The sequence below is a fragment of the Kineococcus sp. NPDC059986 genome, from assembly GCF_040702905.1.
In the GTDB taxonomy this organism is placed as follows: Bacteria; Actinomycetota; Actinomycetes; order Actinomycetales; family Kineococcaceae; genus Kineococcus.
Genome location: NZ_JBFBND010000014.1, coordinates 105595 through 117967, shown reverse-complemented (window position 1 = coordinate 117967; position 12373 = coordinate 105595). Strand labels below are relative to the sequence as shown.

Annotated in this window: 9 protein-coding genes and 1 rRNA gene; 6 read left to right on the top strand and 4 right to left on the bottom strand. The window is 73.5% G+C overall.

From position 1 onward, the window contains the following. From rrf to AB0637_RS12875, 3 genes are all read left to right on the top strand, one after another. Positions 1-89 (top strand): 5S ribosomal RNA (rrf, locus tag AB0637_RS12885); the annotation flags it as partial. Positions 90-1410: 1321 nt separating this feature from the next. Further along, entirely contained in the window at positions 1411-2307 is an 897-nt protein-coding gene (locus tag AB0637_RS12880) for a Replicase polyprotein 1ab (protein WP_366172698.1), read from the top strand. A 2-nt stretch (positions 2308-2309) separates the two neighbouring features. Beyond that, on the top strand, positions 2310-2837 hold the full coding sequence (locus AB0637_RS12875) for a hypothetical protein (RefSeq protein ID WP_366172696.1): 528 nt from the start codon (positions 2310-2312) through the stop codon (positions 2835-2837). Between the two features lie 24 nt (positions 2838-2861). On the opposite strand, the gene AB0637_RS12870 is transcribed toward AB0637_RS12875, so the two are convergent. Further along, positions 2862-3362, bottom strand: coding sequence for a DUF2505 domain-containing protein (locus tag AB0637_RS12870; RefSeq protein WP_366172694.1), 501 nt, complete (start codon positions 3360-3362; stop codon positions 2862-2864). 187 nt (positions 3363-3549) lie between these two features. On the opposite strand from AB0637_RS12870, the gene AB0637_RS12865 reads away from it, so the two are divergent. Further along, positions 3550-8394 (top strand): NAD-glutamate dehydrogenase, encoded by a 4845-nt coding sequence (locus tag AB0637_RS12865; protein ID WP_366172692.1) that lies wholly within the window; start codon positions 3550-3552, stop codon positions 8392-8394. A gap of 46 nt (positions 8395-8440) precedes the next feature. After that, positions 8441-9943, top strand: coding sequence for a histidine kinase N-terminal domain-containing protein (locus AB0637_RS12860; protein ID WP_366172711.1), 1503 nt, complete (start codon positions 8441-8443; stop codon positions 9941-9943). 100 nt (positions 9944-10043) lie between these two features. Here the strand turns inward: AB0637_RS12860 and AB0637_RS12855 are convergent, their stop codons facing one another. After that, positions 10044-10292, bottom strand: coding sequence for a WhiB family transcriptional regulator (locus AB0637_RS12855; protein ID WP_179753353.1), 249 nt, complete (start codon positions 10290-10292; stop codon positions 10044-10046). Between the two features lie 396 nt (positions 10293-10688). Between AB0637_RS12855 and AB0637_RS12850 the strand changes: the two genes are divergently transcribed. Further along, complete coding sequence (locus AB0637_RS12850; protein ID WP_366172690.1) at positions 10689-11096, top strand: hypothetical protein; 408 nt, start codon at positions 10689-10691, stop codon at positions 11094-11096. 27 nt (positions 11097-11123) lie between these two features. Here AB0637_RS12850 and AB0637_RS12845 read toward each other — a convergent pair whose 3' ends face one another. Together AB0637_RS12845 and AB0637_RS12840 are read right to left on the bottom strand one after the other, a co-directional pair. Next, positions 11124-11924: a SigB/SigF/SigG family RNA polymerase sigma factor gene (locus AB0637_RS12845; protein WP_366172688.1), complete on the bottom strand. Its 801-nt coding sequence runs from the start codon at positions 11922-11924 to the stop codon at positions 11124-11126. Then, positions 11921-12367 carry a hypothetical protein gene (locus AB0637_RS12840; protein ID WP_366172686.1) on the bottom strand — a complete coding sequence of 149 codons (447 nt, stop codon included), beginning with the start codon at positions 12365-12367 and terminating at the stop codon, positions 11921-11923. Before AB0637_RS12840 ends, AB0637_RS12845 begins: the two co-directional genes overlap by 4 nt. Positions 12368-12373: the final 6 nt, after the last annotated feature.

The following is a 12373-nucleotide window of genomic DNA, read 5'->3' as shown; positions in this document are numbered from 1 at the left end:
CCGGTCTCATTCCGAACCCGGAAGCTAAGCCCACCAGCGCCGATGGTACTGCTCGGGAGACTGGGTGGGAGAGTAGGTCACCGCCGGCCACTCACACTTGTGAGGGTGATGGGGAGCGCCTCCTTGCGGAGGTCGCTCCCCATCGCTGTTTCCGGCCCGTGTGAGAGGCTGGACCGCCCGTTCGACGGGCTCAACGTGAACAGTGACGAGGACAACCGCGCTCAGCGCGGCGGTGGGGAGTTCGGCATGGCAGAAACGGGTTCGCGCGGTCGAGGAGACGGTGAGCGTCGTCCGACCGGTGGCGCTCGTGGTGGCGCCGGCGGTGGTTTCCGATCCGGTGGTCCTCGTCGTCCCGACGGCCCCCAGCGCTCTGAGCGGGGGTCCGAGCGCTCCGAGCGCGACCGTCCTCGTCGATCGTCTCCGGGGGACGACCAGCGCCCCGGTCGTCCGGTGCGTGACAGCGCCCGTCAGGGTGAGCGTCCCCAGCGTTCCTACAGCGACCGTGCGCGTGATGACCGTCCGCGTGATGGTGAGCGTCCGCAGCGTTCCTACGGTGACCGCCCTCAGCGTTCCTTCGGTGACCGCCCCCGTGACGAGCGTCCGCGCGATGGTGCCCGTCAGGGTGAGCGTCCGCAGCGTTCCTACGGTGACCGCCCTCAGCGTTCCTTCGGTGACCGCCCTCGCGACGAGCGTCCGCGCGATGGTGCCCGTCAGGGTGAGCGTCCGCAGCGTTCGTACGGTGACCGGCCTCAGCGTTCGTTCGGTGACCGTCCCCGTGAGGACCGTCCGCGCGATGGTGCCCGTCAGGGTGAGCGTCCGCAGCGTTCCTACGGGGATCGCCCTCAGCGTTCGTTCGGTGACCGTCCCCGTGAGGACCGTCCGCGCGATGGTGCCCGTCAGGGTGAACGTCTCCAGCGGTCCTACGGCGACCGTCCCCGCGACGACCGCCCGCGTGAGGAGCGTCCGCGTCGCACCCAGCGGCCCTGGGAGGACCGGAGCCCCCGCACTGACCGTCCCCGCCGCGACGACGCGGGTCGTCCCGCCGAGCGTTCGCCGCGGGGCGACGACCGCAACCGTCGCGACGACCGTGCGCCGCGGTCCGACCGGCCGCAGCGTGAGCCGTTCCGGCGCAACGACTCCGAGGGTTCGCCCCGGAGTGGCGCGGTCCGTGGTGGTCCTCGTGGGGCATCACGTCCCGACACCCGCGGAGCCGGCGGTCGTCCTGACCGCGCGTCGCGTCCCGAGCGCGGTGACCGTCCCGACCGTGGTGACCGTCCCTTCCGTGACCGCCCGCAGCGCGGTGACGACCGTCCCCGTCGCACCGACCGCGGTCCGGTCCGGGCGACCGGAGCCGACCGCGGCCGGGACACCCGGCCGCCCCGTCCGACCGGTCCCCGCATCCCGGACGGCGTGACCGGCAAGGAACTGGCACCCGACGTCCGCCGCGCGCTGCAGAGCCTGCCGAGCGAGAGCGTCGACGTCGTCGCCAAGCACCTCGTGGCCAGCGGGCAGCTCGTCGACGTCGACCCCGAGGCCGCGTGGCAGCACGCCCTCGTCGCGCAGAAGCGCGGCGGGCGCATCGCCGCCGTGCGCGAGGCCGCGGGCATCGCGGCGTACAAGGCGGGTCACTTCCGCGAGGCCCTCGCGGAGCTGCGCACCGTCCGCCGCATGACGGGCGACGACGGCTACCTGCCCCTCATGGCGGACTGCGAGCGTGGTCTGGGTCGCCCGGAGCGGGCCCTCGACCTCGCGACCTCGCCCGAGGTCGCCGGCCTGGAGACGCCCGCCAAGGTGGAGATGCTCATCGTCGCCGCCGGCGCACGGCACGACCTCGGCCAGCACGACGCCGCCGTGGTGTCGCTGCAGGTGCCCCAGCTGCGGACCAACAGCCGCGCCCCCTGGCGCGCCCGGCTCTGGTACGCCTACGCCGACGCCCTGATCTCCGTGGGCCGCACGCCGGAGGCGCGGGAGTGGCTCGTCAAGGCGGCCGAAGCCGACGCCGACGGGGAGACGGACGCCGCCGAACGTCTCGACGAGATCGACGGCATCGTGTTCGACGAGGTCTGGGACGACGAGGACTCCGACGACGCGGAGGAGTCGGTCGACGCGGTGGACTCGGCGACGGGGCCTGACGAGCACTCGGACGACGAGGAGGACGACGAGGCCTCGGACGAGGACGACTCGCACGAGGACTCGGATGACGTCTCCGACGAAGACTCCGAGGACGACGGGCACTTCGACGAGGACTCCGAGGACGACGGGGACTCCGACGAGGACGGCGGGGACGACGCCACGGACGGGCGCTGACCGTGCGCGTCTACTGGCCGACGACCCTGTCCACCCTGGCCCGGCTGGCCGAGGCGGGTGAGCTCGCCGCGGCACCCGTGACGGTCCACACCGTCACCCCCACCCTCCGGGACTTCTACGCGGACGCCGATCCGCGGGACCTGGAGGAGGAGCTGGAGTACGTCGCGATGACGGACGCGGCGGGGGAGTCCGTCCGCCTGCTGGCGGCCGAGGCCACGGCGGGCGCACCCCGCAGGGTCGTGCTCGCGCTCGACGTCCCGGACTCCGCCGTGCAGGTGGAGCGGGCCGGGTGGGCCGCTCCCGAGCGGTCCCGGGCACGGCTGACCGTCCCGTTGACGCTGGACGACCTCGCCAGCGTCCACGTCGACGACGGCGACGCCGAGGCCGACGTGCGGGCGGCGGTCGCCGCCCTGCCCGCCGCCGACGCCGGCGACGAGGACGCGCAGTTCGCGGTCGAGGCCTGCGAGGGCCACGACCTGCTCTGGTACGACGCCGGCGAGCTGCCGCTCCTGCTCAGCGTCGGCCTCTGACGCGTCGTCCCTCACCGTCGGGGCTCACGCCCCGGCGGACCACTCCTGGGCGAGCGCCGACTCCGACCGCACGAGCTGGAGCAGCCCCGGGAGCGCGGCCCGCTCGACCTGCCCGCCCAGCAGCGGGACGCGCACGTCGAGGGCGCCGTCCATCGTGTGCACGCTGCCCGCGCCGTCCGGCGCCAGCACCGAGGACGCCGTCAGCGTCACGGGTGCGTTCTTGATCGCGAGGGTCAGGTGCGAACGGCGGCTGCCGTCGGTGGCCGCCGGCTCCCACCGCTCGACCTGCTCGACCACGGCGGTCCCGCCGAGGAAGCGGGCCGCGGCGGCGGGCAGCACGTCGGTGCTCACGGTCCGGCTGCTGGTGACGACGAGCACGTCCCCGTCCGCGGTGACGGCCTCGGTGTGCTCGAGCGCACCGGACCGCTCGGCGCGGGCACGCAGGAAGGCCGGGTCGACGAGCACGGCGTGCACGGCGGCGGGCGGTGCGGTGAAGCGTGTCTGCTCGGAGAACGGGGTGGGCACGCCGTCACTCTAGGTGCCACCACGCGCGTCCCCCTGCGGACCGTCCGTGGTCGCCACTAGGGTGGCAGTGCGTATCCACCCGCGACCCGGAGCAGTGATGCCCGCCTCGACCTCGGCCCCTGCCGGCAGCGTCCGTGAGCTCGTTCGAGCCGCCTCGACCGCCCGAGACGACCACTGGGGGGAGGGGATGCCCGACGCGTTGCGCTCCGGGACCGCCGTCGAACGCCTGCTGCTCGACTACTTCGCGCACACCGCGCCCGACGACCTCGTCGACCGGGCGCCGGCGGAGCTGCTCGCCGCCGTCGCCTCCCACGTCCGGTGCGGGGCGCTGCGGCGCCCCGGGACGACCCTCGTCCGCATCGTCGACGGCCCCGCCTCCGGGGCGGGGGAAGGACGGTCGACCGTCGAGGTCGTCACCGACGACATGTCCTTCCTGGTGGACAGCCTCACCGCCGCGCTGACCCGCGCCGGCCGCGGCATCCACCTGCTCGTGCACCCGCGGCTGGCCGCCCGCCGCGCGGTGGACGGGACCCTGGAGGACCTGCACGACGTCGGGACGGCGCCGCCGTCGGAACCGGCCGAGTCGTGGATCCGCATCGAGGTCGACGGTGCGGCGCCCGCGGCGGACGCCGAACTGCTGACGACCCTGCAGGGCGTGCTCGACGACGTCCGTGCGGCCGTCAACGGCTGGCAACCCATGCGCGCCAAGGCGTTGCAGATCGCCGACGCCCTGCAGATCGACCCGCCCAAGGGGATCGCCGACGCCGAGCTCCGCACGGCCGAACGGTTCCTGCGCTGGATGGCCGACGACCGCTTCACCTTCCTCGGCTACCGCGAGTACGACCTCGTGACCGCCCCGGGTGCCGAGGGGGGCGACGAGGACGTCCTGCTCGTGGCGCGTCCCGGCACGGGTCTCGGCGTCCTCGCCGAGCGGCCCGGCCGTCGCGGCGGTCGGGAGCGCAAGCTCTCCGGTCCCGTGCGGGACAAGGCGACCGAGCCGCAGGTGCTCGTCGTGACGAAGGCGAACGCGCAGGCGACGGTCCACCGGCCGGCGTTCCTCGACTACGTCGGCGTCAAGAAGTTCGACGCCGACGGCCGGGTCACGGGGGAGCTGCGCTTCCTCGGCCTCTTCACGTCCGGGGCCTACACCGACTCCGTCAAACGGGTCCCCGTGGTCGCGGAGAAGGTCACGGAGGTGCTGCAGCGCGCCGGGTTCGGGTCCGGGGGCCACTCGGCGAAGGACCTGCTGAGCATCCTCGAGACGTTCCCGCGCGACGAACTCCTGCAGTCCGACGTCGAGACGGTGCTGGAGACGGCGTTGGCCGTCCTGCGGCTGCAGGAACGGCGTCGGACGCGGTTGTTCCTGCGGCGCGACGACTACCGCCGCTTCATGTCCTGCCTCGTCTACATGCCGCGTGACCGGTACACGACGCGCGTCGGCACCCGGATCGAGTCCCTGCTGCAGGCCGCGTTCGACGGCGGGTCCGTCGAGCACACCCTGCAGGTCTCCGAGTCCGTGCTCGCGCGGTTGCACGTCGTCGTCCGCGCCCGCGCCGGGGAGGAACTCACCGACGTCGACGTCTCCGAACTGGAGGCCGACGTCGCCCGCGCGGCCCGGTCGTGGGAGGACGACGTCGTCGACGACGCCCGCGACCAGGCGGGCGAACTCGGGGCCGCCCTCGTGCGGCGCTGGGCCGGTGGCATCCCCAACGGGTACCGCGCCTCGGTGCCCGTCGACCGCGCCGTCGCGGACCTGCGCCGCGCCGAGGAACTGCTCGACCGCTCCGGGGAGGACGCCGACCAGCCCCTCCTGGACCTGCGCGAGGACCCCGAGCAACCCCGGTCCTGGCGGCTCACGAGCTACCGGACGAGTCCCGTGACGCTCAGCGCCGTCCTGCCGGTCCTGTCCGACCTCGGCGTCGAGGTCACCGACGAGCGGCCTCACCAGCTGACGCGCGACGACGGCCGCCGGGTCTGGGTCGACGACGTCGGCCTGCGGTTGCCGGTCGACGTCTGGCACCTCGACGCGGACGCGGCGGCGGCCCGGACGCGGTTCACCGACGCCTTCGCGGCGGCCTGGTCGGGCCGGGCGGAGAGCGACAGCCTCGCCCGCCTCGTGCTGGCGGGGCAGCTGACGTGGCGGCAGGTCGCCGTCGTCCGTGCCCTCGTCCGCTACCTGCGGCAGGTGGGCCTGGCGTACTCGCTCGACTACGTGGCGAACTGCCTGCTCGGTGACGTCGGCATCACGCGGCTCGTCGTCCGCCTCTTCGAGGCGCGGTTCGCCCCGACGCGGCCGGGCCACGAGGGCGAGCGGGCCGAACTGGTCGACGCGCTGGCCGAGGAGACGCGCGGGGCGCTGGACGGGGTCGCGAGCCTGGACTCCGACCGGATCCTGCGGGCGCTGTTGTCGGTCGTGCAGGCGGTGGTGCGCACCAACGCCTACCAGAACGGCCCGGACGGGAAACCGCACCCGTACCTGTCGTTCAAGCTGTCCCCGCGGCTGGTGGCGGGGATGCCGGAACCGGCCCCGCACGCCGAGGTCTGGGTGTACTCCCCGCGCGTGGAGGGTGTGCACCTGCGCTTCGGGGAGGTCGCCCGCGGCGGGTTGCGCTGGTCGGACCGGCGCGAGGACTTCCGCACCGAGGTGCTGGGCCTGGTGAAGGCGCAGATCGTCAAGAACGCCGTCATCGTCCCGACGGGGGCCAAGGGCGGTTTCGTCGCCAAGCGGTTGCCGGACCCGTCGGTGGACCGCGACGCGTGGTGGGCCGAGGGCATCGCCAGCTACAAGACGTTCATCTCCGGGCTGCTGGACATCACCGACGACCTGCGACTGGTGGACGGGGTGCGCACGACGGTCCCGCCGTCGGACGTCGTCCGCTACGACGGCGACGACTCCTACCTCGTGGTGGCCGCCGACAAGGGCACCGCGACGTTCTCCGACATCGCCAACGAGATCGCCGTGTCGCGGGGTTTCTGGCTGGGGGACGCGTTCGCCTCGGGCGGGTCGGTCGGGTACGACCACAAGGCCATGGGCATCACCGCGCGGGGTGCGTGGGAGAGCGTGCGCCGGCACTTCCGCGAACTCGGCCACGACACCCAGGCCGACCCCTTCACGGTCGTCGGTGTCGGGGACATGAGCGGGGACGTCTTCGGCAACGGGATGCTGCTCTCGCAGCAGATCCGGTTGGTGGCGGCGTTCGACCACCGGCACGTGTTCCTCGACCCCGACCCGGACCCGGCCGCCTCGCACGCCGAGCGGGCGCGGTTGTTCGCGCTGCCGCGGTCGTCGTGGGCCGACTACGACGCCACGCTCATCTCCGAGGGCGGGGGCGTCTACCCGCGGACGGCGAAGTCGGTGCCGGTCAGCCCGCAGGTCGCGCAACGCCTCGGGCTGGACCTGGGGACGCGGTCGATGTCGCCCGTGGACCTGCTCAAGGCGGTCCTGGCCGCGCCGGTGGACCTGTTCTGGAACGGCGGGATCGGCACCTACGTCAAGGCCTCGACCGAGTCGCACGCCGACGTGGGCGACAAGGCGAACGACGTCATCCGCATCGACGGCCGCGACCTGCGGGTCCGGGTCGTCGGCGAGGGCGGAAACCTGGGTCTGACCCAGCGGGGCCGGATCGAGGCCGCGCAGTCGGGGCGGGGTGGTGAGGGCGTGAAGCTCAACACCGACGCCATCGACAACTCCGCCGGCGTCGACTGCAGCGACCACGAGGTCAACATCAAGATCCTGCTCGACCACCTCGTCACGCAGGGGGAGCTGGACCCGGCCGACCGGAACGAGACGCTGCTGCGGATGACCGACGAGGTCGGCCACCTCGTGCTGCGCGACAACTACGACCAGAACGTCGTGCTGAGCGTGGAAGGCAGTTTCGCGCCCGGCCTGCTGCCGGCGCACCGGCGGTTCCTGGACGTGCTGGTGCGGGCGGGGGACGTGGACCGTCGGCTGGAGGCGTTGCCGTCCTCGGCCGAGCTGGACCGCCGGGCCCGGGAGGGGGGTGGGTTGACGATGCCGGAACTGTCGGTGCTCATCGCCCACGCCAAGATCACCCTGGGGCGGGCGGTGCTGGACAGCGCGCTGCCGGACGAGGAGTGGGTGGCGGCGACCCTGCGCGGGTACTTCCCGGCGGAGCTGGGACAGCGGTTCGGCGAGCACCTGACCGACCACCCCCTGCGGCGGGAGATCGCCACGACGGTGCTGGTGAACCACGTGGTGGGGACCGGCGGGTTGACGTTCGCGTTCCGGGCGGCGGAGGAGACCGGGTCGGACCCGGCCGACGTGGTGCGGGCGTTCGTGGTCGCCTCCCAGGTGTTCGGGTTGGGGGAGCGGGCCGCGGCCGTCGAGGCCCTGGACGGACAGGTGGAGGCGTACGCGCAGTCGCGGATGCGACAGGCGCACCAGCGGTTGCTGGACCGGTCGGTGCGCTGGTTGCTGCACACCCGTCCGGAGGGCATCGACGTGCCCGTCGAGATCGCCCGGTTCGCCCCCGCCGTCGCCCGCCTCGCCGGCTCGATCGTCGAACTGGACGACACGGCGACGCTGCAGGCCGAGGCCGAGTGGTTCACCGAACGCGGCGTGCCGCAGGACGAGGCGCTCCGGACGGTGGCGCTGCTGTCGTTGTTCCCGCTGCTGGACGTCGTGGAGGTCGCCGACGCCGGCGGTCGCAGCGTCGAGGAGATCGTGGCGGTCTGGTACGAGCTGTCCCGCCGCTACGCGATCACGACGGTGCTGGAGGGGATCGCCGCGCTGCCGCGCGGGGACCGCTGGCAGTCCCTGGCGCGGGCGGCCCTGCGGGACGACCTGTACTCGGCGGTGCGCGACTTCACCGCGGCCGTCGTGGCCGAGGTGCCGGAGGGGGCTCGCGTCGACGCGGCGGCTGCCGTGCAGGCGTGGGAGACCGCGCACGCCCCGGCGGTGCGCCGGGCGCAGCAGACGATGACCGACCTGGAGGGCGAACCCGGCGCGGGTGACCTGGCGGCGCTGTCCGTCGGGCTGCGTGCGCTGCGCACCGTCCTGCGGGCGGGCTGAGCGAGGTCGCGTCGTGGTGGGCCCGTACGCTCGTGCGGTGCCCACCATGTCGGACCTGCTGCACTCCCAGACCGCGATCTCGGGCGCGGAGGCGGAGTGGTTGCGGCTGCTCGTCGGCGACTGGCAGCTCATCTCGGACCTGTCGTTCGCCGACCTCGTCCTGTGGATCCCCACGGCCGACCGGCAGCACTTCGTCGCGGTCGCGCACTGCCGGCCGACGACCGGGCCCACCGTCCACTACGACGACGTCGTGGGGGCCCTGCTCGAGCGGGGCCGGCGTCCGCAGGTCGACACCACCTTCGACGAGGCGCGCAGCCTGCGCGGCCGCGACCCCGAGTGGGACGACGACGTCCCCGTGCGCGAGGAGACGATCCCCGTCGTCCGCGAGGGTGTCGTGCTCGGCGTCCTGGCCCGGCACACCAACCTGGCGACGTCCCGCACCCCGAGCCGGCTGGAACTGAACTACGTCAAGTGCGCCGACGACCTCACGCGGATGATCGCGGCGGGGGAGTTCCCGCAGACCGCCGCCCCCACCGGGCCCCGCCGCGGCGCACCGCGCGTGGGGGACGGGATGCTGCGCCTGGACGCCGACGGTGTCGTCACCTACGCGAGCCCGAACGCGCTGTCGGCGTTCCACCGGGCCGGGCTCATCGGTGAGCTCGTCGGGGCGAACCTCGCCGAGATCTCCAGTTCCCTGGCCGCCTCCCACCTGCCCGTCGACGAGTCGCTGCCGCTCGTCGTCACCGGTCGCGCACCGTGGCGCACCGACCTGGAGACGGACGCGGCGACCCTGTCGATGCGGGCGATCCCGTTGACGCGCAGGGAGAACGGTGCGGCGGTGCGGATCGCGGCGCTGCTGCTCGTGCGCGACGTGTCCGAACTGCGGCGCCGTGAGCGCGAGCTCATGACGAAGGACGCGACGATCCGCGAGGTGCACCACCGGGTCAAGAACAACCTGCAGACCGTGGCCGCGCTGCTGCGGCTGCAGTCGCGCCGCATCGCCTCGGAGGAGGGGCGCTCGGCGCTGCAGGAGGCCATGCGGCGCGTGGCGACGATCGCGACGGTGCACGAGACGCTCTCGCAGGGCATCGACGAGAACGTCGACTTCGACCAGGTCCTGGACCGCTGCCTCATGATGGCCGCCGAGGTCGCCATGGAGAACGCCGAACGCGTCCGCACCGTCCGCGAGGGCAAGTTCGGGGAGCTGCGGCAGGAGGACGCGACGGCGTTGGCCCTCGTCCTCACCGAGCTCGTGACGAACGCCGTCGAGCACGGCTTCGGGTCCGACAAGGCCGGGACGGTCGTGGTGAAGGTGGAGCACACCGCGGACGACCGGATCGAGGTCGTCGTCAGCGACGACGGCGTGGGGCTTCCGGCGGACTTCCAGGTCGGCAGCTCGGGCCTCGGGACCCAGATCGTCCGGTCCCTCGTGGCGGGGGAGCTGCGCGGTCGGATGGCGTTCGGTGCCAGCGCGTCCGGCGGCACGGAGGTGCGGCTGGACCTGCGGGTGCGGCGCGACGTGGCGCAGATCGGCAGCGTCCGCAACTGACCGTCGCGGGTCGGAGCGGGCAGATGCGTGAGCGAGGCCCCCGACCGGTGGTCGGGGGCCTCGCTCAGGTCGTGCGGTTCAGGTGGTGCGGTCGAGCAGGTCAGCTCGCGCGGCGGGCGCGGGCGGCGCGACGCTTGAGCGCGCGACGCTCGTCCTCGCTCATGCCACCCCAGACGCCGGCGTCCTGACCGGTCTCCAGCGCCCACTTCAGGCAGGAGTCGACGACGTCGCAACGGCGGCAGACGGCCTTGGCCTCTTCGATCTGCAGGATCGCGGGGCCCGTGTTCCCGATGGGGAAGAACAGTTCGGGGTCTTCGTCGAGGCAGGCGGCATTGTGGCGCCAGTCCATGGGGGTTCCACTCCTTCTCGCGTGTTCGGTCTCAGGACACACGTGTCAACCTCGCGGAAACGAGCTGGACACGCGGGATCCCTGAGCACCGGCAGCGCCGGCGGTGCCAGGACGCACGCTCCTCACCTGCAACTTCCCAGGTGACGACGTGTGTCGGGGATCGCGTCGGGATCCAGAGTCACACCTCGTGCGAGCTTTCACAAGAGGGGAGCCCGGGTCGATCGTGCCGAACTCATGTCGAGTACGTCACACGGACGTAACACAGCAGACCCCTTCCGGTAATCCATGGTCTCCCGGCGCACGCGCGGCGACACGCCGAGTGGTGACCCTCCGACGGGGGACGGGCCTCGGCGCGGGTCGGAGGTGGCTGCGCACCCCCTGCCGTACCGTGCTCCCGTGCCGTCCGTCCCCGCGCCCCAGGCTGCGACACATCGACCGCGCCCGCCACTGCTGACCGCCATCGCCGTGGTCGTGGGCTTCGAGGCCCTGCTGCTGCTGGCGGGGGCCGCCTACCTCGTGCACGGCCTCGTGGTCGAGGGCTCTCGCGCCCCGCTCGCCGTCGTCTCCGTCGTCGTGCTGGCCGTGGCCTTCGCCGCCGGCATCGCCTTCTGCGCCCGCGGTCTGCTGCAGCGGGCGACGTGGGCGCGCTCCCCGCTCGTCGTGTGGCAGGTGCTGCAGGTCGCGGCCGGACTGCCTGCGTTCAGCGGCGGGTCGCCGTGGCTCGGTGCGGTGCTCGTCGTGCCGGCCGTCGCCGTCGGGGTCGCGCTCTTCCTGCCCTCGGTCTCCGCCGAAGTGGGGCGCTGACCCGCCAGCCCCCTCGGCTTCGTCGGCTCAGCCGCCGTCGACGTCGCCCAGACCCTCGCGCAGCTGACCGAGCGTCCGGTGGAGCAGTCGCGACACGTGCATCTGCGAGATGCCGACCTCGGCCGCGATCTGCGACTGCGACATCCCGCGGACGAAGCGCAGCGCCAGGATCCGCCGTTCCCGCGCGGGCAGCGCGGCGAGCAGGGGCCGCAGCGCCTCGCGGTTCTCCACGTTCTCCAGGGCGGCGTCGTCCTCCCCGAGCGCGAGCGCCGGCGAGGACGACGACCCCGTGTCCAGGGGCACGGTGGAGTAGGCGTTGGCGGCCTCGAGGACCTCGACGACGTCGTCGGCGTCGTGACCGGTGCGCTCGGCGAGCTCGGCCACGGTGGGGGCGCGGCCCAGTTCCTGGGTGAGGACCTCGCGCGTGTCGGCCAGCAGCCGGCCCGACTCCTGCACGCGCCGGGGCACGCGCATGGCCCAGCCCCGGTCGCGGAAGTGCCGCTTGATCTCCCCCAGCATCGTGGGGACGGCGTAGGCGCCGAACGGCACGCCCCGGGTGGGGTCGAAGCGGTCGAGGGCCTTGAGGAGGCCGATCGTCGCGACCTGCACGAGGTCGTCCTGCGGTTCGCCGCGCCCGGCGAAGCGGGCGGCGAGGTGCTCGGCCAGTGGGAGGTGACGTCGCGTCAGCTGCTCGCGCAGACCGGCCCGTTCCGGGTCGCCGGGGGCGAGGGAGGCCATGCGCTCCAGGAGCGGGGCGTCGGCGTCGTGCTCGCCCTCGCGCGCTGCCGGCAGGTCCCGCGCCGGCGAACGGTGCGACGTACCGGTCACCCGACCCCCGCGACCAGGCTCGGTGAGGCTCCCGACGTCTTGCTGTGCCGCAGGACGATCCACGCCCCGGTCGCCGAGGTGCCGGTGAACACCTCGCCCACGAGGGCCTCCAGGACGGCCCAGGCGAAGCTGGACCGCTCCGGCAGCTCCCGCGCCGGCCCGCGGACCTCGACCTCCAGGGAACCGTCGCCGAGACGGAAGGTCGCCACGAGCTCGGCGTCGGAGGGGGTCGGACCGAGCAGCAGCGTGCACGCCTCGTCGACGGCGATGCGCAGGTCCTCGATCTCGTCGAGGGTCAGGTCCAGACGGGCGGCGAGACCGGCGCTCGCGGTGCGCACCACGGTCAGGTACGCCGGGTCGGCCGGGACCCGCAGCTCCACCAGGTCGGTGGAGGGGTCCGCGACCGGATCGCCGGCCGGTTCACCGGTCGTGGGGGTCGACACGTGGCG